18 protein-coding genes are annotated in these 23,109 nt (G+C 66.8%); 10 read left to right on the top strand and 8 right to left on the bottom strand.

The features are described 5' to 3' along the window. The first annotated feature begins 290 nt into the window (after positions 1-290). The 5 genes from Q0996_RS14325 (at position 291) to cysS (ending at position 6,621) form a co-directional block, all read left to right on the top strand. Positions 291-1,418: a nicotinate phosphoribosyltransferase gene (locus Q0996_RS14325; protein WP_322096717.1), complete on the top strand. Its 1,128-nt coding sequence runs from the start codon at positions 291-293 to the stop codon at positions 1,416-1,418. Positions 1,419-1,496: 78 nt separating this feature from the next. Continuing rightward, positions 1,497-1,946, top strand: a complete 450-nt coding sequence (locus Q0996_RS14330) for a SufE family protein (RefSeq protein WP_299620898.1) — start codon at positions 1,497-1,499, stop codon at positions 1,944-1,946. A 50-nt stretch (positions 1,947-1,996) separates the two neighbouring features. Beyond that, positions 1,997-3,721: an NAD+ synthase gene (locus tag Q0996_RS14335; RefSeq protein ID WP_299620901.1), complete on the top strand. Its 1,725-nt coding sequence runs from the start codon at positions 1,997-1,999 to the stop codon at positions 3,719-3,721. A 17-nt stretch (positions 3,722-3,738) separates the two neighbouring features. Further along, on the top strand, positions 3,739-5,061 hold the full coding sequence (gene gltX / locus Q0996_RS14340; protein ID WP_299620904.1) for a glutamate--tRNA ligase: 1,323 nt from the start codon (positions 3,739-3,741) through the stop codon (positions 5,059-5,061). Positions 5,062-5,241: 180 nt separating this feature from the next. Beyond that, a complete protein-coding gene (gene cysS / locus Q0996_RS14345; RefSeq protein ID WP_299620907.1) occupies positions 5,242-6,621 on the top strand; it encodes a cysteine--tRNA ligase in 1,380 nt (459 codons plus the stop codon). 440 nt (positions 6,622-7,061) lie between these two features. On the opposite strand, the gene gor is transcribed toward cysS, so the two are convergent. Further along, positions 7,062-8,438 (bottom strand): glutathione-disulfide reductase, encoded by a 1,377-nt coding sequence (gene gor, locus Q0996_RS14350; RefSeq protein ID WP_299620910.1) that lies wholly within the window; start codon positions 8,436-8,438, stop codon positions 7,062-7,064. 328 nt (positions 8,439-8,766) lie between these two features. Between gor and Q0996_RS14355 the strand changes: the two genes are divergently transcribed. Next, the gene (locus tag Q0996_RS14355) at positions 8,767-9,999 is read left to right on the top strand and encodes a cyclopropane-fatty-acyl-phospholipid synthase family protein (RefSeq protein WP_299620913.1); all 1,233 of its coding nucleotides are present in this window, start codon (positions 8,767-8,769) and stop codon (positions 9,997-9,999) included. A gap of 251 nt (positions 10,000-10,250) precedes the next feature. On the opposite strand, the gene gabD is transcribed toward Q0996_RS14355, so the two are convergent. Beyond that, entirely contained in the window at positions 10,251-11,738 is a 1,488-nt protein-coding gene (gabD, locus tag Q0996_RS14360; protein WP_299620917.1) for an NADP-dependent succinate-semialdehyde dehydrogenase, read from the bottom strand. A 162-nt stretch (positions 11,739-11,900) separates the two neighbouring features. Here gabD and Q0996_RS14365 point away from each other — a divergent pair, with 162 nt between their 5' ends. The 4 genes from Q0996_RS14365 (at position 11,901) to Q0996_RS14380 (ending at position 13,705) form a co-directional block, all read left to right on the top strand. Continuing rightward, on the top strand, positions 11,901-12,299 hold the full coding sequence (locus Q0996_RS14365) for a hypothetical protein (protein ID WP_299620920.1): 399 nt from the start codon (positions 11,901-11,903) through the stop codon (positions 12,297-12,299). Then, positions 12,299-12,691, top strand: coding sequence for a hypothetical protein (locus tag Q0996_RS14370; protein ID WP_299620923.1), 393 nt, complete (start codon positions 12,299-12,301; stop codon positions 12,689-12,691). The genes Q0996_RS14365 and Q0996_RS14370 overlap by 1 nt, the downstream gene beginning before the upstream one ends. Positions 12,692-12,835: 144 nt before the next feature. Next, positions 12,836-13,177, top strand: a complete 342-nt coding sequence (locus Q0996_RS14375) for a hypothetical protein (protein ID WP_299620926.1) — start codon at positions 12,836-12,838, stop codon at positions 13,175-13,177. A gap of 195 nt (positions 13,178-13,372) precedes the next feature. Then, positions 13,373-13,705: a hypothetical protein gene (locus tag Q0996_RS14380; protein WP_299620929.1), complete on the top strand. Its 333-nt coding sequence runs from the start codon at positions 13,373-13,375 to the stop codon at positions 13,703-13,705. A 25-nt stretch (positions 13,706-13,730) separates the two neighbouring features. Here Q0996_RS14380 and Q0996_RS14385 read toward each other — a convergent pair whose 3' ends face one another. The 6 genes from Q0996_RS14385 to Q0996_RS14410 all read right to left on the bottom strand — a co-directional run. Next, a complete protein-coding gene (locus tag Q0996_RS14385; RefSeq protein ID WP_299620932.1) occupies positions 13,731-14,840 on the bottom strand; it encodes a peptidoglycan-binding protein in 1,110 nt (369 codons plus the stop codon). 325 nt (positions 14,841-15,165) lie between these two features. Continuing rightward, a complete protein-coding gene (locus Q0996_RS14390) occupies positions 15,166-17,391 on the bottom strand; it encodes a CHASE2 domain-containing protein (RefSeq protein ID WP_299620935.1) in 2,226 nt (741 codons plus the stop codon). A gap of 36 nt (positions 17,392-17,427) precedes the next feature. Continuing rightward, positions 17,428-18,447: a FecR domain-containing protein gene (locus Q0996_RS14395; RefSeq protein WP_299620938.1), complete on the bottom strand. Its 1,020-nt coding sequence runs from the start codon at positions 18,445-18,447 to the stop codon at positions 17,428-17,430. Positions 18,448-18,771: 324 nt separating this feature from the next. Beyond that, positions 18,772-20,595: a glutamine--fructose-6-phosphate transaminase (isomerizing) gene (gene glmS, locus Q0996_RS14400; protein WP_299620941.1), complete on the bottom strand. Its 1,824-nt coding sequence runs from the start codon at positions 20,593-20,595 to the stop codon at positions 18,772-18,774. Positions 20,596-20,655: 60 nt separating this feature from the next. Further along, a complete protein-coding gene (gene glmU, locus Q0996_RS14405; protein ID WP_299620944.1) occupies positions 20,656-22,023 on the bottom strand; it encodes a bifunctional UDP-N-acetylglucosamine diphosphorylase/glucosamine-1-phosphate N-acetyltransferase GlmU in 1,368 nt (455 codons plus the stop codon). Positions 22,024-22,347: 324 nt separating this feature from the next. Continuing rightward, on the bottom strand, positions 22,348-23,109 hold a 762-nt coding region (locus tag Q0996_RS14410), incomplete at its 5' end, for a histone H1-like repetitive region-containing protein (protein WP_299620947.1).

Genomic DNA, 23,109 nt, shown 5'->3' on the forward strand with positions numbered 1-23,109 from the left:
GCGGGCCGTGCGATGGACCCTCGGAACAAGTCCGAGGGTGACGATGTGGGTCGGAGTGACGCAGATAAACCTTTGAAATGAAATCCCTCATTTCAGGTCAGACTCTAATGCCGTTTGGGTGGCCGCCCGGGCGGTTCGCCGCAGAGCGCATGGCTGCCCCCGGCCCAGGGCACTGGCGCCGGCCCGCGGCTTGGCGCTAGGCTAGGTCTGCCTGCACGGGAAACCGCCCGAAGGAAGGGGAGATGCCAGAAGGTCCCAGCCGCACCGAGATCCCGAAATCGCCGGCGAGAATGGATCGCTGGCCACTGGACGAGCCGGACATCGCCGCCTGGACCGATGTCTACTTCAAACGCACCCGCACGGCGGTGGAACGCTTCGGCGATACCGAGGTCACCTATGCGGTCTTCATGCGCCGGCCGGTGGTCTCCGCCCCCTGCCTGGCCATCGAATGGCTGAAACAGATCGCCGAGCGGCGCAACACCAGTTTTGAATTCGACCTGCGCTACCCGGAGGGCAAGTGGGTCGGCGCCGGCGAGCCGATCTTCTACGTCACCGGACGCCTTTCCCTGCTCGCCGATCTCGAAACCCTGCTGCTGCAGAAGCTGGGGCCGGCCTGCGTGGCCGCCTACAACGCCTACACCATGTGCGCCGACCTGCCCAAGACCGCCTTCCTGGCCATGGACGCGCGGCACTGCGCCGGCGCGGAGATGGCCGAGTCCATGGCCTATGCGGCCTCGGTCGGCTCGGAGCGGGCGCGGCGCAAGGTGGGTGCCGTTGGCTTCATCGGCAATGCCACCGACGCCACGGCTCACTACTTCGGCCAGGAGGGCGGCATGGGCACCATGCCCCATGCCTTCATCGGCTATGCCGGCAGCACCCTGCGCGCCGCGGAGATGTACGACGAGACCTTCCCCGACGAACCGATGACGGTTCTGGTCGACTATTTCGCGCGGGAGGTCACCGATGCCCTGACCTGCTGCCGGCGTTTTCCCGGCCGTGCCGGCGCCGGCAAGCTGGCGGTGCGCATCGACACGCCGGGCGGCCGCTTCATCGAGGGGTTGGACCCGCCGGGCTCCTACGCCGTGGTGGAACGCAACGCGCCGGAAGCGCTGCGCGGCTACCGCACCGACGACGAACTGCGCTACCTCGTGGGGGCCGGCGTCTCGGCCGCCGCCATCTGGCGCATGCGCGAATGCCTAAACGCGGAGGGCTTCGACAAGGTGAAGATCGTCGCCTCCTCCGGCTTCGGCCCAGCCAAGTGCCGGCTGATGGCCGAAGCCAAGGCCCCCGTCGACGTCATCGGCACCGGGTCCTACCTGCCGGTGAAGTGGACCGAGACCTATGCGACGGCGGACATCGTGGACTACGACGGCGCAGCACGGGTGAAGGTCGGCCGCGAGTTCCTGTTGCGAAAGTAGGGCCCGTCACCGATAACCCGAAGCCACGCTACCGGCGCAGGCCTTGAGACCCTTCCATCGGCGTCTACCTGAGAAGTCATGACAGACACGCGCGTGCAAGAAATAATCGAGAACTTCTCCTTCCTGGAAGACTGGGAGGACCGCTTCCGCTATCTCATCGACCTGGGGCGCAAGCTGCCGCCCATGGACGAGTCGCTGAAGACCGAGGAAACCAAGGTGCGCGGCTGCACCAGCCAGGTCTGGATCGTCGACGAGGTGGCGCCGGGCACGCCGCCGACCCTGCATTTCAAGGCCGACAGCGATGCCCACATCGTCAAGGGGCTGATCGCCGTGCTGCTCACCATCTATGACGGCCGCAGCCCCGCCGAGATCCTCGCCATCGACATCAAGCAGGCCATCGGCGAACTCGGCTTCGCCCAGCATCTCAGCCCCAACCGGGCCAACGGCCTGTTCTCCATGGTCGAGCGCATCCGGGCCCTTGCCGCCCAGGAAGCCGCCGGCTGTGCCCCGGCGCAGCAGAGCGGTTGAGGGCGCCGGGCGCGCTTGTCGCGGCACCGGTGCGGGAGTAAGAAGGGACCATGGTTGACCGTCTGAAAATCGCCCTGGCGCAGACCAATCCCACCATGGGCGACATCCAGGGAAATCTGGCCCGGCTGCGCGCCGCACGGGCCGAGGCCGCGGCCAAGGGCGCCGACCTTGTGGTCGCCTCGGAGATGGTCATCACTGGCTATCCCACCGAGGACCTGGTGCTGAAGCCGATGTTCCTGGAGGCTGCCCATGCGGCCATCGAAGCACTGGCCGGGGACACCGCCGACGGCGGCCCCGGCATGATCGTCGGCGGCCCCTCGCTGAAAGAGCCCGGGGCCCGGGCGCCGCTCTTCGGCAAGGTGCTGAACTCCGCCTATGTCCTCGACAAGGGCGAGATCCTCACCCTGCGCTCCAAGTACGACCTGCCGAACTATGGCGTCTTCGACGACAAGCGCGTGTTCGGCGCCGGGCCCCTGCCCGGCCCGGTCAACTATCGCGGCGTGCGCCTGGGCGTGATGATCTGCGAGGACATGTGGACGACCGAGGTCAGCGAGTGCCTGGAGGAGTCCGGCGCCGAGATCCTGATCGTGATCAATGGCTCGCCCTATGAGCTGAACAAGACCGAGGAACGCATCCAGCTCGCGGTCCAGCGGGTCACAGAGACGGGCTTGCCGATCGTCTACGTGAACCAGGTGGGCGGCCAGGACGAGCTGGTCTTCGACGGCGCGTCCTTCGCCCTCAACAGCGACAACTCCCTGCCGATCCACCTGCCGGCCTTCGTCGAGGCGGTGGAGGTCAGCGACTGGCAGCGCGAAAACGGCGGCTGGATCTGCCAGAACGGCCTGCGCGAGGCGCCGGACAGCAGCCTCGACGGCAGCCCCGATGCCGGCATGGAGCCGATCTACCGCACATTGATGCTGGGGCTGCGCGACTATGTGAACAAGAACCGCTTTCCCGGCGTCATCCTCGGGCTTTCCGGCGGCATCGATTCCGCCCTCTCGGCGGCCATCGCCGTCGACGCCCTGGGGCCGGAGCGGGTGCACTGCGTGATGATGCCCTCGCCCTACACCAGCCGGGAGAGCCTGGACGATGCCGCGGAAGCCGCCGGGCTGATGGGCATCAAGCTCGACCGGGTTTCTATCGAGCCGGCCATGCAGGCCTTCGGGGAGATGCTGGCCCCCATGCTGAACGGCTATGCCTCCGAGACCAACTCTGCCGACACCACGGAGGAGAACATCCAGGCCCGCTCGCGCGGCCTCACCCTGATGGCGATCTCCAACAAGCTGGGCTACATGGTGCTTTCCACCGGCAACAAGTCGGAGGTCTCGGTGGGCTACGCCACCCTCTACGGCGACATGGTCGGCGGCTACAACGTGCTGAAGGACGTTTACAAGACCCTGGTCTTCGCCCTCTCGCGCTGGCGCAACCAGGTGCTGCCGCCGGACGCCATGGGGCCGGCCGGCCGGGTGATCCCGGAGCGGATCATCACCAAGCCGCCCTCGGCGGAGCTGAAGCCGGACCAGAAGGACGAAGACAGCCTGCCGCCCTACGACGTGCTGGACGACATCCTGAAGGCGCTCATCGAAGACGAGGAGAGCATCGCCGCCATCGTCGGGCGCGGCCACGACCGCGAGACGGTGAACCGCGTCTGGCGCATGCTGGAACTGGCGGAGTACAAGCGCCGCCAGGCCTGCCCCGGGGTCAAGATCACGCGCCGCGCCTTCGGCCGCGACCGCCGCTATCCCATCACCAACGCCTTCAAGGGACCGGCCTGAGCCAGGCCGCGGCCTCCATGAAACTGCGCTTCGCCCCCAGCCCGACGGGCCTGATCCACGTCGGAAACCTGCGGCAGGCCCTGGTCAACTGGCTTTATGCCCGCGCCCGGGGCGGACGCTTTCTGCTGCGCATCGACGATACGGACAGCGAGCGCTCGACCGCCGAATACGCCGCGGCCATCGAAGAGGATCTCGCCTGGCTTGGGCTCACCTGGGATGAAAAGGCGGTGCAGTCGCAGCGCCTGGACCGCTACGCCGCCGCCGCGAAGTGCCTGAAGCAGGCCGACCGGCTCTATGCCTGCTACGAGACGCCGGAGGAACTCGGTCTCAAGCGCAAGGTGGCGCTCTCCGCCGGGCGCCCGCCGATCTACGACCGCGCCGCCCTGGCGCTGAGCGACGACGAGAAAGCAGCCCTGGAGGCCGAGGGCCGCCGGCCCCACTGGCGCTTCAAGCTCGAACACAGCGCCATCGCCTGGGAAGACCTGATCCGCGGCTCCGTCGCCTTCGAGGGCGAAAACCTCAGCGACCCGGTGCTGATCCGCGAGGACGGGCGGCCGCTCTATACGCTGACCTCGGTGGTCGACGACATCGAACTGGCGATCACCCACATCCTGCGCGGCGAGGACCATGTCGCCAACACGGCAGTGCAGGTCCAACTCTTCGCAGCGCTCGGCGGTGCCGTCCCGACCTTCGGTCATCTCTCCCTCATCGCCGGGGCCGCTGGCGAAACCCTCTCCAAGCGCCTCGGTACGCTTTCCGTCGCCGCCCTGCGCGCGCAGGGCCTGGAGGCGATGACGCTCACCTGTTATCTCGCCCGCCTCGGCACGCCGGACCCGGTGGAGGCTTTGCAGAGCCTGGACGACTTGGTGGCCGGTTTCGATCTCTCGCGCTTCGGCCGGGCGACGCCGAAGTTCGACCCCAAGGACCTGGAGCATCTGAACGCCCGCATCCTCCACGGCATGGCTTTCGAGGCCGCGGTAGCGCGCCTGCCCGAGGGCTTCGACGCCACGCTCTGGGAGGCGGTGCGGCCCAACCTGACCCGGCTTTCCGAGGCGCAGGTCTGGCAGACCATCTGCCGTGGCCCGGTCGCCCCGGTGATCGCCGATGCCGCCTTCGCGCGCCAGGCCGCCGAGCTGCTGCCGCCGGAGCCCTGGGATGAGACCACCTGGCAGGCCTGGACCGGCGCCGTCAAGGAGGCCTCCGGCCACAAGGGCAAGGCCCTCTTCCTGCCGCTGCGCCAGGCGCTCACCGGCCTCGACCACGGGCCGGAGCTGAAGGCCCTGCTGCCGCTGATCGGGCGCGCGCGGGCCCTGGCCCGCCTTTCGGGGGAAAGCGCCTGACCCTAAAGACCCCTTGACCCCAGCCGGGAGGGCCGTAGATTGCACGCCATGACTATCTTGATCCAGATCGGCGCTGTTGCGCGATGTTGCTGCTGCCGGGCCCCCGCGGCCTGAGGCAGCCTTTTTGCATGCGGCTCCGGCAAGCGGGCCGCGTCCCTTGACGATCCGGATCACTTCCCCATGGACCTGCAGCTTCACAACACGCTGACGCGCCGCAAGGAGCGTTTCGAGCCCCTCGACCCCGAGCACATCCGCTTCTACGTCTGCGGCCCCACGGTCTACGACTTCGCCCACATCGGCAACGCACGGCCCGTCGTCGTCTTCGACGTGCTGTTCCGCCTGCTGCGCCACGTCTATGGCGCCGACAAGGTGACCTACGCGCGCAACATCACCGACGTGGAGGACAAGATCATCGAGGCCGCCAAGCAGTCCGGCGAGACCATCGAGGAGGTCACCAGCCGCACCGCCCAGGCCTATCACGACGACATGGCGGCCCTCGGCGCACTTTCCCCCACGGTGGAGCCCCGCGCGACCCAGCACATCGGCCAGATGATCGTCATGATGGAGACCCTGATCGAGAAGGGCTACGCCTACGAGGCCGAGGGCCACGTGCTCTTCGCAGTGGCCTCCATGGCCGACTACGGCCGCCTCTCCGGCCATAACCGCGACGAGATCATCGCCGGCGCAAGGGTCGAGGTGGCGCCCTACAAGAAGGACCCGGCGGACTTCGTACTGTGGAAGCCCAGCAACGACCAGCAGCCGGGCTGGGAGAGCCCCTGGGGCCGCGGGCGGCCGGGCTGGCACATCGAGTGCTCGGCCATGGCGGCGGAGCACCTGGGCGAAACCTTCGACATCCACGGCGGCGGCCTCGACCTGGTCTTCCCGCACCACGAGAACGAGATCGCCCAGAGCCGCTGCGCCCACGGCACGGCGATGATGGCCAAGGTCTGGATGCACAACGGCTATGTGGTGGTGAACGGCGAGAAGATGTCCAAGTCCCTGGGCAACTTCTTCACCGTGCGGCAGTTGCTGGAGGAGGGCTTCCGCGGCGAGGCCATCCGCCTCGCGCTGCTGTCGGGCCACTACCGCGCGCCGCTGGACATCACCCGCGAGAAACTCGCCGAGTGCAAGGCGCAGCTCGACCGCCTCTACGGCGCGCTGCGGGGCGTGAAGGCGACTGCCTCGGAACCGCCGCCGAAGCTGGTGACGGCCCTCGCCGACGACCTCAACACGCCGCTGGCCTTGGCCGAACTGCATGAGGTTGCGGGCGCCTTGAACAAGGCGACGGATGAAAGCGAACGCAAGGCCCTGGCCGGGTCACTGCTCGCCGGTGGCGTTCTGCTCGGCCTGCTGTGGGACGACCCGGAGGCCTGGTTTAAGGGTGGGGAGGCCGAAGACGGCCTTTCGGTCGAGGCCATCGATGCCATGATCGAAGCGCGCGCCGCTGCGCGCAAAGCCAGGGACTTCGCCGAGGCCGACCGCATCCGCGACGAGCTGACGGCCCAGGGCATCCTGCTGGACGACGGCCCCGCCGGCACCACCTGGAAGCGGGCGGACTGAGGCCCCCCTCACCCTCCCGCTCACGCGGGCCCCTTCCTCTCCGGCGCTGGGGAGAGGGCAAACGCAGCGCCCCAAATAGAAACCCCTCTCCCCTCGCGGGAGAGGGTTGCGCAGGCTTGGTGAGCCCATGGGGCGAGCCTAGCCGGAGCTGGGTGAGGGGGAGCTACCCGCCCCCAAATTCCGCCGCCTTGGCTTCCGATTCCGGGACGGGTTCGCGCATGGTGACGAACTCTTCGGCGGCAGTGGGGTGGATGCCGAAGGTGGCGTCGAAGACCTGCTCCGGCTCACGCGGGCCCCTCCCTCTCCCACGCTGGAGAGAGGGGACCAAATTCAAGCCGCCTCAGAAATCCCTCTCCCCAGCGCGGGAGAGGGTTGCGCAGGCTTGGTGAGATCGCAGATCGAGCCTAGCCGGAGCTGGGTGAGGGGGAGCTACCCGCCCCCTACTCCGCTGCCTTGGCCTCCGGCTCCGGCACCGGCTCGCGCATGGTGACGAACTCTTCTGCGGCGGTGGGGTGAATGCCGACGGTGGCGTCGAAGATCTGCTTGGTGGCGCCGGCCTTGATGGCGACGGCCATGCCCTGGACGATCTCCGGAGCATCCAAACCCACCATGTGGACCCCCACCACCTTCTGCCCGGCGCGTTCGACGATCAGCTTCATCATGGTCTTCTCGTCGCGGCCCGAAAGCGTGTGCTTCAGCGGGCGGAAGGTGGAGCGGTAGATGTCGAGGGCACCGTGTTTCTCACGCGCCTGCAGCTCGGTGAGGCCGACGGTGGAGACCGGCGGATGGCTGAAGACCGCAGAGGGCACATCGGCGTGGTCCATGGCCCGCGGCGTCCCGCGGTAGACCGTGTCGACGAAGGCCATGGCCTCCTGGATCGCCACGGGGGTCAGCGCGATCCGGTCGGTGACGTCGCCCACGGCATAGATGTTCTCCGCCGTGGTGCGGGAATAGGCGTCCACCTTGACAGCGCCGCGTTCGTCCAGCTCGACCCCTGCTGTCTCCAGCCCCAGGTTGGCGACGTTGGGCTTGCGGCCGGTGGCGGCCATCACCAGGTCGGTCTCCAGGGTCGAACCGTCGGAGAGATGCAGCAACAGGTCGTGCTCGCGCTTCTCCACCCGGTCGATGACGGTCTCGACGATGATCTCGATGCCCTTCTTGGTCATCTCCGCGGCCAGGGTGTTGCGCACGTCGTCGTCGAAGCCGCGCAGGATCTGCGGGCCGCGGTAGATCTGGGTCACCCGGCTGCCGAGGCCGTTGAAAATGCCGGCGAACTCCACGGCGATGTAGCCGCCGCCCGCGATCACCACCCGCTTCGGCAGGTCTTCCAGGTGAAAGGCCTCGTTGGAGGAGATGCCGTGCTCCCAGCCCGGCTCCATGGGGAAGGTCGGACTGCCGCCGGTGGCGATGAGGATGGTCTCGGCCGAAAACACCGCCTCGCCCACCTCGACCCGGTGGGCGTCGAGCAGGCGCGCGTGGCCATTGTGGATGTCGACCCCGGCCCCATTCAGGAGCTGCTGGTAGATGCCTTCCAGCCGGTCGATTTCCTTGTCCTTGTTGGCGATCAGACGCGCCCAGTCGAAGCTCGGCTCCGGCAGCGACCAGCCGAAGCCGGCGGCGTCCTCGAAGTCCTCGTGGAAGTGGCTGGCATAGGAGAGTAACTTCTTGGGAACACAACCGCGGATCACGCAGGTCCCGCCATAGCGGTAAGACTCGGCAATCCCCACCCTGGCGCCCGTCGCCGCGGCCATCCGCGCGCCCCGAACCCCGCCGGAGCCGCCGCCAATCACAAAAAGGTCATAGTCGTATCCGGCCATTTTTCGTCCTTCGAAGCGCCCCGGGGGCGGGCCTGGCATGGTTAGGCTCAATCTAGGCAGCGTCGTGACAGCCCGCAAGGTTCCAGGGTTTTCACGGTCCTTCGGGGCTCCTCCGTGGGCCTTCTGGGGGGCTTTCCGGGGAGCCCCCGGACCCCTCTAGCGCCTCAACCGGAGCGCGCGCCTGGGGGAGTTGCGCGCGCCCGAGGTTCCCGCCAAGATACTCATAAGGGTGCGATCAATTGCACCGAAGGTACGCCTGGGGAGGCGCCTAAACAGATTGACTGGGCAAGGAACTCTAACGGAAGGAATGGACATCCGGAGTTGAACCATGCTGTTTCAGAAGCTGTTGCAGGCGGTCGTCAAGACGGGGAACTTGCGCCTCATTGACGCCGCGGGACGGACTTATGAGTACGGCGACGGTACGGGCCCGCGCAGCACGATGCGCCTTCATTCTCGCCGGCTCGAATACACACTTGCTTTCAACCCACCGCTTTATCTCGGCGAAGCCTACATGGACGGGTCGCTCACCATCGAGGAAGGCAACCTGCGCCACTTCGTCGAGACCATGGCCCGGACCTATCACCGCATCGAAGACAACTGGCTGGTAACCCTGGGCTTCGCCCTGGGCCGCAACACGCGTCGCCTGAAGCAATACAATCCCATCGGCAAGGCGCAGCGGAACGTCGCCCACCACTACGATCTGTCCGGCCGGCTTTACGACTTCTTCCTCGATGCCGACCGGCAATACTCCTGTGCCTACTTCCGCACCGGCCGGGAGAGCCTGGAGCAGGCCCAGGCCGACAAGAAGCTGCACCTGGCGGCCAAGCTTTATCTCAACCGGCCGGGCCTCAAAGTGCTGGACATCGGTTCGGGCTGGGGCGGGCTGGGGCTCTATCTGGCGCGGACCGGCGACTGCGAGGTCACCGGCGTGACCCTCAGCACCGAACAGCACAAGGTCAGCCGGGAGCGCGCCCGGAAGGCGGGCCTGGCGGACCATGTTGGGTTCCACCTGCGCGACTACCGCGAGGACGAACAGCGCTACGACCGCATCGTCTCGGTGGGCATGTTCGAGCATGTCGGCAAGAAGAACTACCGTGAGTTCTTTCAGAAGGTCAGCGAGCTGTTGGACGAAGACGGCGTCTTCGTCCTGCACTCCGTCGGCCGCGTGAACGAACGCGGCCCGGTGAACCCCTTCATCCGCAAATACATCTTCCCAGGGACCGACGTGCCGGCCCTGAGCGAGGTGCTGCCGGTGATCGAGGATTGCAAACTGGTCGTCAACGACGTCGAGGTGCTGCGCCTACACTACGCCGAGACCCTGAAGAACTGGGCGCAGCGCTTCCAGGCCAACCGCGAGAAGGTGCGCAAACTCTACGACGAGCGCTTCTGCCGCATGTGGGAGGCCTACCTGCTCGGCTGCGAAATGGGCTTCCGCTACCAGGGCCTGATGGTGTTCCAGATCCAGATCACCAAGACCATCACCGCCCTGCCCCAGACCCGCGACTACATCTACGAGTGGGAACACAAACGCGGCCGCGAGACCAGCCAGGCAGCGGAGTAACGGAAGGAAGAGAGTGTACCGGGGGGCTCTGCCCTCCGGCCGCAACACCCCCTCACCTTCCCACTACGTGGGCCCCTCCCTCTCCCACGCTGGGGAGAGGGAAAAAAGCGCTGAAGCCGCCTCCATCAAACCCTCTCCCCGCCGTGGGAGAGGGTTGCGCAGCCTTGGTGAGCGCAGCGAGCCTAGGCGGAGCTGGGTGAGGGGGCGAGACGCGAGAGTCTGCCGTCAGGAATGGGGACGCTCAGCCAGCCCTACACCCCGCCCATGCAGAGGTACTTGGTCTCCAGGAATTCCTCGATGCCGTACTTGGAGCCCTCGCGGCCGATGCCGGATTCCTTGACGCCGCCGAAGGGCGCCACCTCGGTGGAAATGAGGCCGGTGTTGATGCCCACCATGCCGCTTTCCAGCGCCTCGCTGACCCGCCAGACGCGGCCCAGGTCGCGGGCGTAGAAGTAGGCGGCGAGGCCGAACTCGGTGTCGTTGGCCAGCGCCACGCCCTCTTCTTCCGTCTGGAAGCGGAACAGCGGGGCGACGGGGCCGAAGGTCTCCTCCCGGGTCACCTTCATATCCGTGGTGACCTCGGTCAGCACCGTGGGCTGGTAGAAGGTGCCGCCGCGTTCGTGGCGGGCTCCGCCGAGGGCGATCTTGGCGCCCTTCCCTGTGGCGTCGGCGACATGCTCCTCCACCTTCTCCAGCGCCGCCACGTCGATCAGCGGGCCCTGGCTGACGCCGTCTTCGATCCCGGCCCCGACCTTCAGGTTTTTCACCGCTTCCGAGAGCTTGGCCGCGAAGGCGTCGTAGACGCCGTCCTGCACCAGGATGCGGTTGGCGCAGACGCAGGTCTGGCCGGTGTTGCGGAACTTGGAGATGATCGCCCCTTCCACCGCCGCGTCGAGGTCGGCATCGTCGAACACCAGGAAGGGCGCGTTGCCGCCGAGCTCGAGGGAGATCTTCTTCACCGTGCTGGCGCACTGGGCCATCAGCAGCTTGCCGACCTCGGTCGAGCCGGTGAAGGAGAGCTTGCGCACGATGGGGCTAGCGGTCATCTCGCCGCCGATTTCCTTGGCCGAGCCGGTGACGATGTTGATCACCCCGGCGGGGATGCCGGCGCGCTCCGCCAGTTCGGCCAGGGCGAGGGCCGAGAAAGGCGTCTGACTGGCCGGCTTGATCACCACCGGACAGCCGGCCGCCAGCGCCGGCGCGCACTTGCGGGTGATCATGGCGTTGGGGAAGTTCCAGGGGGTGATGGCCGCCACCACGCCCACCGACTGCTTGACCACGACGATGCGCTTGTCGGGCTGATGCTGGGGGATGGTATCGCCGTAGATCCGCTTGGACTCCTCGGCGAACCACTCGATGAAGCTGGCGCCGTAGACCACCTCACCGCGGGATTCCGCCAGTGGCTTGCCCTGCTCCAGGGTCATGAGCTGCGCCAGATCCTCCTGGTTCTCCAGGATCAGTTCGTACCAGCGGCGCAGGATCGTGGCGCGCTCCTTGGCCAGCAGATTTCGCCAAGCCGGCCAGGCCTTCTCCGCCGCCTCGATCGCCCGCCGCGTCTCCGAGCTGCCCATCCTGGGCACCGAGCCCAGAACGTCGCCGCTGGCGGGATTGGTCACCTCGATGGCCGCCCCGTTGTCGGCATCGCTCCAGCGGCCGTCGACGTAGCAGAGCTGGCGAAACAGCTTGGGATCGGAAAGCCGCGGCGTGGCGGCCGCGACGGTCTGGGCTTGCGCGGTCATCTTGCTGGTCCTCCTCCGGAGCCGGGTCTCAACCCCGGCATTGTCAGATCTTGGCGCGGAGTATAGACCTGTCGGGGGAAAGAACAATTGCCTGGCGGCCGGCCACCGGGAAGCGCCGATACCTGAGCGGGATCGGGGTGGCGGAAGGGGAGAAACGAGGGGATGACCGTCGCGGTCCAAGGGTGCGATCAGCGCCTCCACCGGGGCCTCCACCAGGGCCCACAGAGGTGGCGCGGCCCACGGACCGGGCCATTGGTGTTGGCCTGTCTGCTCGTTGCCGCGCTTCTGGCTCAGCAGGCGCAGGCCACAGAGCGGTGCAGTGAGGAGGCAGCGGAATACCTTGAGGAGCTGCCGCTGGCAGAAGGTGAAATCAAGAGCGTACGCCTGATGGAAAAGGTCAACATCGCCGACGACTTCGGTCCGGATATCTTCGGCGTCGATGCCTGGGTCAGGCTCAACTCCTGCAGCGGCTGGCTGGTCCTCAACATGAGCAAAGGCTGTTTCGTCCGCCAGGCCTATACCCGCGGAGACTGCCAGATAGAAGGCCTCGCCAAATACTGATGTCAGCGCAAACCGAGACCCGCAGCAGAGTTCAACCAGGCAGCCGCCTCACCGCCGCAACCTGCGGCCGGCGGCTTACCGCCGTTGGGCTCGCCGCGCTGCTTTTCGCCCTTGCACCGGCGGCGGTCCAGGCACAGATCTTTCGCGGCTGCGCGGCCGAAGCCGATGCGGAGATCCAGCGCCTGCCCCTCGGCGACGATGCGGTGACGGCGATCCGCTATGAGCGGAAGCTCAACCCTACGGACCAGGGGCCGGAAGTCCTCGGCGTGCGCGCCTGGGTGCGTCTCAAGTCCTGTACCGGCTGGCTGGTGATCGACATGACACGCTCGTGCTTCGTGCGGCAGAGCTACACCCGGGGCGACTGCTCCGTGGAAGGCGTGACCCGCTATTGACCTGCGGCGCGGCGCCCTTCACCGCTCTCCCGCATATCCTGTCACACAGAAGCGTGAAGCGGCTTCCGCTCATACGTGACTGGGCTTTTCGCGCCGGCGCCCTATCTGTCAGCGAAACTGCGACAGTCATTGAGGACAAAACTTATGCGTAAATCGATTACCATGACCTTCGCCGCGGCCGCATTGCTGGCCGCCACCCTCGGCGCGGCACCCACAGCCAGCGCGCAGAGCAGCAACGATCGATTCGAGAACAAGACCCGGGCCCACCTGGCCCAACTCGGGGTCGAAGAGGGCGATGTGAAGTCGATCCGCATCGTCGTGCGCCGCCGCAAGAACGACCGCGGACCCGACATCATCGGTGCGGAAGGTTGGGTGCGCCTGAATTCCTGCAGTGGCTGGCTGGTGGTCGAGATGACCCGCGCGGCCTTTGTGCGCCAAAGCTATACCCGCGGCGACTGTTCCATTGCCGGGGTCCCGAACTACTAAGCGATTTAGAGAGGAGCGGGTGGGCGGAACCCGTCAAGCGGGCGGTCAGGGCTAAGGCCGATGTCAGACTCTTGTCGGTTTTGTTAAGATCGTCGCCTACCTGTGAAAGTTGCGCATGGCTGGGTTGCGACCCCTTGGGAGAGGGGCCGCCTGCCCTATTTGCTTAAGCAGACACTGCTGTTTCGGAGCATAGCCATGCCAATGCGTCTGCTCGTTCCCGCTATTGTATTCGCCCTCACTGCCGGTGCCGTCGTCGTGGCGCCAAGCACCCCGGCCCAGGCGGTCGCCTGCGAAACCCAGATCAACAAAGCCCTGGCGGATATGTCGGTGCCAAAGGAGGACGTGAAGTCCATCAAGGTGACCCGCCGCGCCAAAGGCGCAAAGTCCGGGTCGAACTACGATCTGGACGCCTGGATCCGCCTCAACTCCTGCAGCGGTTACGTCATGGTGCTCATGAGAAACACTTGCCATGTGCAGGATACCTACACCGCAGGCAACTGTAATGTCAGCGGCATGCCGAACTACTGAGTGCGGTAGGCTCTGGATCTCCCGGTCACTGCACGCCCAAGGCCCTTACGGTTTCGATGGTGAGGGCGCCGCTGCTCGTGTTGTTGTCCTGCTGGAAGCTGGTGACCGCTGCCAGGGTACGCGGGCCGAGGATGCCGTCCACCACCCCGGGCAGGTAGCCTCTTGCCAGCAGGGCCGACTGGATCCGTGATACGAGGTCTGGCGTGATATCGGCTTCACAGAGGACCGGCCGCCATTCCATCCGGCCTTCCCGGACCTTCTGCGTTTTGGCGACCTTCTGGAAGCGCGCGGGAATCACCAGGCGTTTCTCCTTTGCCGGCTCCAGCAGCCTGCGCACCTGGACGGTGCTGTATTGGGCCGGCTCCTTGACGATCCGGGTTTGAGCGGGCTGGTCGACGACGCTGCGGGTCACCGTCCGGTACTCGGCGGGGACCGTCACCTTCCGGGTCGTGGCGGGCGAGACCATCACCTGCCTGGTGACGGTCTGGTATTCCGCCGGCACCTCGGCCAGACACATGAACCCGCTGATTGTCTCCTCGATGCACGCGAAGGGCCCCCGCTTGCCTTGCCAGGCGGTGTAGGGCGGCTTCACCACCACCCGTTCCGTCACCGTTTCGTAGCTGGCCGGGACCATCTCGATCTTTTCATAGGCCTCTCGAACCAGGATGCGTTCCTCGACGGTCTTGAAGGTCGCCGGGATCACCTCGATCCGCTCGCTTTCCTCGCGGATCAGGATTGTCTCATCGACCATCGCGTAGCGCGCGGGGATCACCTCAACCGACTCTGAAGCCTCGCTCTGAAGGACCTGCTCGGCGACAGTCCGAAAGGTCGGTGGAACGAAGACCCGGGCATGGCACGCTCCGGGCTGCGCAGGCGGCGGCAAGAGCGCATCCTCCTGTGCACTCTCGGCCGGCTCCCGAGGGACGGATGGGCCTGCCTCCAGAACAGCAGGTTCTGGCTTGAGAGTGCCGTTTTCTTCGCGCAGCGCGCTGAGCTGCGGCTGCAGCACACCGACCTGCGGGTCCTCGGCAATCGGCAAGGCTTCCGTGAGCGGCGGCTCCGCGGTCGCACAGGCACCAAGGCTGAGGGCGAGTATGGCGACAAGGGGCCAAAGGTCCGTCCGGGCGTAGCGCATGGTCTTCCCCCTTCGACACAAGGGTGATTGTCCAACCGCACCGACCCCATCTCGATACCTCATGCCTGCGTCCTTCCTGCCCGCCTCCGGGAAGCCCCGCGCGCCGGCCACGGCGGCACAGGGGGCCCTTCGCAAACAGCGCAAGTGCATCGGCCCGGCACCAAGCCGACCATGAGGACTTGCCAGAACTATCGGGCGTCAATCCTGGGGTGAGAAGGGGCAAATAAAAGAACTGGTTAACGCGGCGTCTTAGGGGTCGGTGGAAGAGGCCACTGAGCCAGCACCGAAAATCGGCGGCAGCGCTTGGGAATGCGGCCCAGATGCGTCAGGCCGACTTCCGCGCGGCTGCCCGGCGGCCGCGGGCAGCGGGCAGGGAAAGCCGGACGCGCGTGCCCTTGCCCGGCGCGGACTCGAGATCGAGGTGGCCCTGATGCAGTTCGACGAAGCGCCTGGCGAGGGTCAGGCCCAGGCCGGCGCCCTCATGGCTGCGGTTGAGCCCCCGGTCCGCCTGCCCGAAGGCCTCGAAGCAGGTGGCGATCTCAGAAGCCTCGATGCCGATTCCGTCGTCTTCGATCACGATCGAGACCGCGCCATCGTCTTCCAGGTTGAGGATGAAGGAGATCTCCCCGCCTTCCCGCGTGAACTTGATGGCATTGCCCAGGATGTGCCCCATCGCCAGCATGATGAGGCGCTCGTCGGCGAAGTAGCGGGCCTCATCGGCCTGCAGGTAAACGTTGAAGCCGTGGCCCTTTTCCTTAATCCGCGGGGCCAGCCGCTCGGCCAGGCGCCGGCAGAGCGCCACCAGGTCGAACTCCGCCTCCTGCAGCTTGGTGCCGTCGGTCTCGATACGGGAGAATTCCAGCACGTCCGAGACTGTCTCCAGCAGCCGCCGGCCGCTCTCGTAGATGTCGTCGGCGTAGGTCAGGTAGCCCTTGTTGCCCATGGGCCCCAGAACCTGCTGCTTCATCATCTCGGAAAACCCGATGATCGCGTTCAGCGGCGTGCGAAGCTCGTGGCTCATGTTGGCGAGGAATTCGGTCTTGCTCTTGTTGGCGAGCTCGGCCTCGGTCTTGGCCCGGCGCAGCTCCTGCTCGCGCGCCCGCAGGCGCCGCTCCGCTTTGACCCGGCTGTCGATATCGCGCACCAGCAGGATGAACATCTGCCGGGCCCCTTCCGTCAGGGCAGAGACCGTCAGGTCGGCGTAGAAAAGTTCGCCGTTGGACCTGCGGCAGGTGAGGCGACGGGGACGGCCGGAACGGACGATGCGCTGCAGAACCTCACCCGGATCCTGTTCGGCAAGGGCCTCGGGGCGCGCCGTGAAGTCGGCGATGGACAGGCCGGTCGCCTCGGAGAGCTTCACGCCGAACATGCGCCCGGCGGCCGTGTTGATGAAGCGGACCCGGCCCTTCGGATCGGTGGTCACAAGGGCATCGAAGGCGTTCTGGGCGACCGCGCCCATGAAGTTCTCGGTGCGGCGCCGGGCCAGGCTTTCGGCAACCAGGTTGGCGGCCACGATGCGAAAGCGTATCAGAAAGGACAGAATGCATGCGCCAAAGGACGCGAGCGTAAAGGGCACGACATCCAGGATGACCGGCGCGGTCAGCTGCACCCCCAGGGCACCGCCCCAATAGACCAGATTGCCCAGGGCGATGATGAAAAGGCTCGTGCCGGCCCGGCAATTCAGGCTGCAGTAAGCGAGAAGCGCGGCAAAGAGCGGCACCGCGAGGGCGATGATCCACAAGGGCAGCCGCCAGAGCGCCCGGTCGAGCATCATCGATTGCGCCGCCAGCATCTGCACCATCACCCCCGGCAGCACCCGGTGAATGGGGACCGAGAGCATATCGCCCAGTTCGATCGCCGTTGCCCCGACGACCACCGGGCGGTCGCGCAGCACCGCCGGATCGATATCGCCCCGCGCCACGTCGACGAAGGAGATGCGGGGAATGGTCGTCGGATCGATCCCGAAATCGATGAAGAAGCTGCCCTCTTCGGCCGCCGGGGCGGCGGCAATGGCCGCCGCGAGGCTTGGCAAGCGGGTGCCGCGCCAGGGGTAGCTTCGCGCCATCTCATGGATCCGGCCATCGGTGCCGGGAATCGCGTTGACCGAAGCCAGCCGCGCGTGTTCGGCAAAGCGCGGCAAGGGCCCCAGGTCGATGTAAGCCGAGGAGGTCTCGCTCCACTGCCGGAAGGCGGCGAGAACCGTACGCCCCTCACGGCGGCTGAGCGCACCTTCAAGCGCCGCATCTTCGGCCTCGTCGGTGGCGACGCTGAAATCGACATCGAAGAAGACATCGCCGGCTTGGGCCGCCGTCAGGCGGTCGAGTAAGAGGGCATGGAGTGAGCGCGGCCAGGGCCAGCGCCCGATCTCCTGTATCGACCTAGCGTCGATGTCGATCAGGATCGGCCGCGGGTCCGCGGGCCGTTCCAAGAGGCGCATGCGCAGATCGATCAGGGGCCGCTCAAGAGGTTCCAGGGCCCCGAGCGCGAAAGCAGCGACCGTACCGGCCGCCGCGAGGACACAGGCGCGCCAATGCCCATTCAGGGACAGCATAGGCCCACCGGGTCAACCGGGCGCCGCATCGCCGCTTCATTCACCATCGGACGCCGTGGAGGCGCCGGCCGGCTCCCGGTCGCCGACGCTGATGTCTTTGTTGCTGTCACCGACCGCTTTGTCGGCCCTGCCGTCGTCGCGCTCACCCCGGTCAAGGCCGCCGCGATCGAGGTCACTCCGGTCGGTAGCGCCCTGGCCGGCCGATTCTTTTTCAGTAGACCCCTTATCGAGATCGGGCCCGGCCCGGTCGCGTGCGTTGTCCGCATCGTCGAGGTTACCCCTGGCACCGCTGTCGGCGTCGGCTGCCGCACCGCCAAGCGATCCTCTGGCAGGGCTGGCCTCCGCGCCGACCTTCGCGTCGGTAGCGGGCGCCGTCGTGGGGGCGGTCGTGGTGGTCGTGGTGGGCGCGGCATTGGGGACGGCGCTTTGCGGCTTGGCACCCGCCGGGGTCTCTCCGACATCGATGCCCGCAGCGTTGCGCGAGGCGCGGGCCGTCTGCCCGGGCGTCACATCGACGGAATCCCGGCTGCGCTGATCCGAAACCGAAACACGGCCTTCGTCCACAGAGACGTTGGTTTCCTCTTCGCCGATATCGACGCTGAACTGCGTGCCCTTCACCACCGCGACCACATAGGGGGTGCGCACCGAGAAGGTGCCCGCCGGGCGCTTCTCGATGGTATAGGTGGCGCTGCCGCGGGATTGATCGACCTCCGTCGCCCCGCGCGCGGTAACCCGCGCCGCCACCACCAGCGTGCTTTCGGCGCGGATCTCGATACGATCGAGTCCTTTGGCCACCACCGCCCGACCATCGCTGCCGGTGCGGATTTCCGAGCCATCCGGCAGGCGGGCGTTGCGCGTGAGGTGCCGCCAGGTGCCCTGCCCCGCGTCTTCGCGCCACTTGGCCTCGCCCTGTGTTGCCAGAACCGTCCAATCGGACCCCGAAACCGCGGGTTCCGGGCGAATCAGCGCGGCGACCGCGAAGGCGAAAAGCAGCACGCCGGTCAGAATCACGATCTGCCGGCGCAGCGATGCCCAGGACATGGTGGAGAGAGCCATCGTTCCTACCTATGGATACGGACCCCGGCCCCGCCCCTGGGCAGCGCCCAAGGAGAGACCCGAATAGTTTCAATCGCCGGGCATACCTGCCGCGACAGCCCCCAAAAAATGTCCCTTAGTTTTAAGCGGAATGGCTTAACAACGCCTTAGGATGCGCTATCCCAGGGTGAATTCTCCTGCCCGCCTAAGGCGCTCGGCCAATACCCTTAACGTCCTGTTAAATGATGAGTTTGCGGGAGTCCGGCCGGTGGGAACAAGGCTTCCGGAAGCGAAATCGCTTGCGTTGACCAGATGCCTGTCAATCCCCATCGCCGGACCGTAGATTCACTCGACCGTCACCGCCTTGGCGAGGTTGCGCGGCTGGTCCACGTCGGTGCCCTTCAGCACCGCCGTGTGGTAGGCGAGAAGCTGCACCGGCAGGGTGTAGAGGATGGGCGCGACGAAGGGGTCCACCGCCGGCAGTTCGACCACATGAGCGGCCTGGTCGCCGGCCTGGGCCAGGCCCTCGGCATCGGAGATCAGGATGACCTTGCCGCCCCGGGCCACCACCTCCTGGACGTTGGCGGCGGACTTTTCGAACAGCGGGCCGGAGGGCGCGCAGACGACGATGGGCACGTCCTCGTCGATCAGGGCGATGGGCCCGTGCTTCATCTCGCCGGCGGCGTAGCCCTCGGCATGGATGTAGCTGATCTCTTTCAGCTTCAAGGCGCCCTCAAGGGCAATGGGATAGAGCGCGCCGCGGGCCAGGTAGAGCACGTCGCGCGCCTCCATCACATCGACGGAGATGGCGCGGATGGCGCTGTCGTGATTGAGCACCTCGGCCGCCCGCGTCGGCACCTCCAGCAGCGCCTGGGACAACGCCGCCTCGCGGGCGGCATCGATGGTCCCCCGCGCGCGGGCCGTGGCCAGGGCGAGGCAGGCGAGAACGGTCAACTGGGTGGTGAAGGCCTTGGTCGAGGCGACGCCGATCTCCGGCCCGGCCAGCGTCTGCAGGACCGCATCGGACTCCCGCGCGATGGCGCTCTCCGGCACATTGACCAGGGAGAGGACCGTCTGTCCACAGCGCTTGGTGTAACGCAGCGCTTCCAGGGTATCGATGGTCTCGCCGGACTGGGAGATGAAGAGACTGAGGCCGCCGTCAGGCATCGGCGCCTCGCGGTAGCGGAACTCGGAGGCGATGTCCACCTCCACCGGCTGGCGGGCAATCTGCTCGAACCAGTACTTGGCCACCAGGCCCGCGAAGCTCGCCGTGCCGCAGGCGGAAATGGTGATCCGCGGGATCGCCGAGAGGTCGATGTGCAGGTCCGGGAGCTGGACGCTCCCGCTTAGCGGGTCCACGAAAGAGTGCAGGGTGTCGCCGATCACCGCCGGCTGCTCGAAGATCTCCTTCTGCATGAAATGCCGGTACTCGCCCTTGCCGATCATGGCCCCGGAAAGGGCGGTCTGCTTGACCTCGCGGGTCACCTGGTGATCCTGGGCATCGTGCACCTGGGCGCCGTCCCGGGTAAGCTCGACCCAGTCGCCCTCCTCGAGATAGCAGATGCGGTCGGTGAGCGGCGCCAGAGCCAGAGCGTCGGAGCCGACGTACATCTCGCCGTCGCCATAGCCCACCGCCAGGGGAGAACCGCGGCGCGCGCCGATCATCAGATCGTGCCGTCCGGCGAAGATGATCGCCAGGGCAAAGGCCCCTTCCAGGCGCTTGAGGCTGGCGGCGACGGCCTCCTGCGGGCTCATCTGCTTTTCCAGGAAATCGCGGACCAGATGGACCACCACTTCGGTGTCGGTCTCGGTCTCGAAGGCGTGGCCTTCAGCCTCCAGTTCGGCGCGCAGTTCCTTGAAGTTCTCGATGATGCCGTTGTGGACCACGGCGACCCGCTCGTTGGCATGGGGATGGGCATTGGTCTCGCTGGGCCGTCCATGGGTCGCCCAGCGGGTGTGGCCGATGCCGATGGTTCCCTCGACCGGCTGCGTCTCCAGCAGATTGGCCAGGTTGAAGAGCTTGCCCTCGGCGCGGCGGCGGTCGATGGCGCCGTTCTGCAGGGTCGCGATCCCTGCGGAGTCGTAGCCGCGGTATTCCAGACGCTTCAATCCGTCGATCAGCAGAGGGGCGACGGGGGCCGTGCCGATGATGCCGATGATGCCGCACATGGTCTGACGTTCCTCTCCGCCGCCGGTCGTCGGCGGTCGTCTGCCGTTAGGCGGCGGGCCTCAGCCCGCCTTGCTCTTCTTCGCGGCCCGCCGCTCTTCACGCAAGCGGGCAGCCAGGCCGTCACGGTTCTTCTGTTCGCTGCGTTCCACCGCCAGGGCATCGCCGGGCACGTCGCGGGTGATGGTGCTGCCGGCACCGACCAGCGCCCCCGGCCCCACCGACACCGGCGCGACAAGCGCGGTGTTGGAGCCGATGAAGGCCCCGGCGCCGATGGCGGTGTGATGCTTGGCGAAGCCGTCGTAGTTGCAGGTGATGGTGCCGGCGCCGATGTTCGCCGCCGCGCCGACACTGGCGTCGCCGATATAGCTCAGGTGGTTGGCCTTGGCGCCGGTGCCGAGCTCGGCGTTCTTGATCTCGACGAAGTTGCCGACATGGGCATCTTCGCCCACCCGGGCACCGGGCCGCAGCCGCGCGAAGGGTCCGAGGACCGCACCGTCGGCGACCTTCGCCCCCTCCAGATGAGAGAAACTGCGGATCTCCACCCGGTCGCCGATGCTGACCCCCGGCCCGAAACAAACCGAGGGATGCACCGTCACATCGCGCCCCAGGCGCGTGTCGGCGGAAAGCCAGACCGTTGACGGGTCGATCAGCGTGGCGCCCTCGGCCATGGCGCGGCGGCGCAGGCGATCCTGCATCACCGATTCCACCAGCGCCAGGTCGGCGCGGGAGTTGACCCCCAGCACCTCCTCGGCCGGACATTCCACCACGCCCGCCGGACGCCCCTCTTCATGCGCCAGGCCGAAGATGTCGGTGAGGTAGTACTCGCCCTGCGCATTGTCGCTGCCGAGGCGTTCGATCAGGTCGAACAGCCGGCGGCCGGAGCCGATGACGATGCCGGCGTTGCAAAGATCGATCCGGCGCTGGGCGGAGTCCGCATCGGCGAACTCGACGATCTTCTCGATCCTGCCCGCCGCGTCCAGGATCACGCGGCCGTAGTGGGCCGGATCGTCAGGGCGAAAGGCCAGGCCCACGATGTCCGGCGCAGCCGGCTCAGAGCGCGCGTCAACCATGCGGCGCAGCGTATCGCCGGTCAGCAGCGGGGTGTCGCCAAAGACCACCAGGACGTCGGTCTCGACGAGGCTGAGCAGCGGCTGCAGCGCCTCGCGCGCCGCCGCCACGGCGTGCCCGGTCCCCAGCGGCTTGGCCTGGACCGCACAGCGGCTGGGCGCCGCCGCAGCCTCGACATCGGTCATGCCTGGGGCGACGACGACAATGGTCTCTTCCGGCGACAGGGAGGCGACCGATGCCTGCACATGCCAGAGCATCGGTTTACCGGCGACCGGATGCAGCACCTTCGGCAGATCCGACTTCATGCGGGTGCCCTTGCCCGCTGCAAGAATCACGACGGCGAGATTGCGTTCTGACATGGTTAATTCGGCGAACCAGGACTATGAGATTTCATGAAACGGCAGTATGGCCGGTACGATTTCTTCCAACCCGCCCGGAGACTGCCACAGGCCGATTTTCCGCAGCAAATCAACAAATGTTGCCGCTTATTACAGCCTGTTGCGGTCTATGACAAACGAACCCGGCGCGCTGGTCAACGCCTGAAAATGGATCCTTGGAGGTAGCTGGAATACCGACAAGACGGGCATGCGCGCAGCGCCGACAGCCCAAATGCAAGAGGCGGGTACCGCTGGGTACCCGCCTCCGGATGCATTGCACCAGTAAAGCCGAAATCGCGTCAGTTGTCAGCGGCGCGCCATGCCGTTCCGATAGGAACTCATGCGGGTCGCTTTGGCAATCGCAGCCATGCGATTGGCCGTCGACGGACGCGAAGAGGCCAGGCGGGACGCAATCAGGCGACGCGTCGCAATGGCCTTACGGGAAGGCGCCTTGCGGGCGATCGACTTGCGAGCCGTGGTCCTACGGGTCGTCGATTTACGGGCCACCGTCTTGCGAGCGGCGGTCTTCCGGGCCGGGCTCTTGCGAGCAGCGGTCTTCCGCGCGGTGCTCTTGCGAACGATGCGCTTCTTGGCCGCCGTCTTCCGGGCTGGGCTCCGACGAGTGGCGGTCTTGCGCGCAGTGCTCTTGCGCACAACCCGCTTCTTGGCCGCCGTCTTACGGGCCGGGCTCTTGCGAGCGGTGGTCTTCCGCGCGGTGCTCTTCCTCACAACGCGCTTCTTGGCCGCCGTCTTGCGAGCCGGGCTCCGACGAGTGGCGGTCTTGCGAGCGGTGCTCTTGCGCACAACCCGCTTCTTGGCCGCCGTCTTGCGAGCCGGGCTCTTCCGAGCCGTGGTCTTGCGCGCGGTGCTCTTGCGAACGATGCGCTTCTTGGCCGCCGTCTTACGGGCCGGGCTCTTCCGAGCCGTGGTCTTGCGCGCGGTGCTCTTGCGCACAACCCGCTTCTTGGCCGCCGTCTTACGGGCCGGGCTCTTCCGAGCCGTGGTCTTGCGAGCGGTGCTCTTACGCACAACCCGCTTCTTGGCCGCCGTCTTACGAGCCGGGCTCTT

The organism is Pelagibius sp. (assembly GCF_028289705.1).
Classification (GTDB): domain Bacteria; phylum Pseudomonadota; class Alphaproteobacteria; order Kiloniellales; family Kiloniellaceae; genus Pelagibius.

Excerpts from the sequence above, each read along its gene's own strand:
- Q0996_RS14325 (WP_322096717.1), top strand. The coding sequence starts at position 291 with ATGGATCGCTGGCCACTGGACGAGCCGGACATCGCCGCCTGGACCGAT.
- Q0996_RS14330 (WP_299620898.1), top strand. The coding sequence starts at position 1,497 with ATGACAGACACGCGCGTGCAAGAAATAATCGAGAACTTCTCCTTCCTG.
- Q0996_RS14335 (WP_299620901.1), top strand. The coding sequence starts at position 1,997 with ATGGTTGACCGTCTGAAAATCGCCCTGGCGCAGACCAATCCCACCATG.
- gltX (WP_299620904.1), top strand. The coding sequence starts at position 3,739 with ATGAAACTGCGCTTCGCCCCCAGCCCGACGGGCCTGATCCACGTCGGA.
- cysS (WP_299620907.1), top strand. The coding sequence starts at position 5,242 with ATGGACCTGCAGCTTCACAACACGCTGACGCGCCGCAAGGAGCGTTTC.
- gor (WP_299620910.1), bottom strand. The coding sequence starts at position 8,438 with ATGGCCGGATACGACTATGACCTTTTTGTGATTGGCGGCGGCTCCGGC.
- Q0996_RS14355 (WP_299620913.1), top strand. The coding sequence starts at position 8,767 with ATGCTGTTTCAGAAGCTGTTGCAGGCGGTCGTCAAGACGGGGAACTTG.
- gabD (WP_299620917.1), bottom strand. The coding sequence starts at position 11,738 with ATGACCGCGCAAGCCCAGACCGTCGCGGCCGCCACGCCGCGGCTTTCC.
- Q0996_RS14365 (WP_299620920.1), top strand. The coding sequence starts at position 11,901 with ATGACCGTCGCGGTCCAAGGGTGCGATCAGCGCCTCCACCGGGGCCTC.
- Q0996_RS14370 (WP_299620923.1), top strand. The coding sequence starts at position 12,299 with ATGTCAGCGCAAACCGAGACCCGCAGCAGAGTTCAACCAGGCAGCCGC.
- Q0996_RS14375 (WP_299620926.1), top strand. The coding sequence starts at position 12,836 with ATGCGTAAATCGATTACCATGACCTTCGCCGCGGCCGCATTGCTGGCC.
- Q0996_RS14380 (WP_299620929.1), top strand. The coding sequence starts at position 13,373 with ATGCCAATGCGTCTGCTCGTTCCCGCTATTGTATTCGCCCTCACTGCC.
- Q0996_RS14385 (WP_299620932.1), bottom strand. The coding sequence starts at position 14,840 with ATGCGCTACGCCCGGACGGACCTTTGGCCCCTTGTCGCCATACTCGCC.
- Q0996_RS14390 (WP_299620935.1), bottom strand. The coding sequence starts at position 17,391 with ATGCTGTCCCTGAATGGGCATTGGCGCGCCTGTGTCCTCGCGGCGGCC.
- Q0996_RS14395 (WP_299620938.1), bottom strand. The coding sequence starts at position 18,447 with ATGGCTCTCTCCACCATGTCCTGGGCATCGCTGCGCCGGCAGATCGTG.
- glmS (WP_299620941.1), bottom strand. The coding sequence starts at position 20,595 with ATGTGCGGCATCATCGGCATCATCGGCACGGCCCCCGTCGCCCCTCTG.
- glmU (WP_299620944.1), bottom strand. The coding sequence starts at position 22,023 with ATGTCAGAACGCAATCTCGCCGTCGTGATTCTTGCAGCGGGCAAGGGC.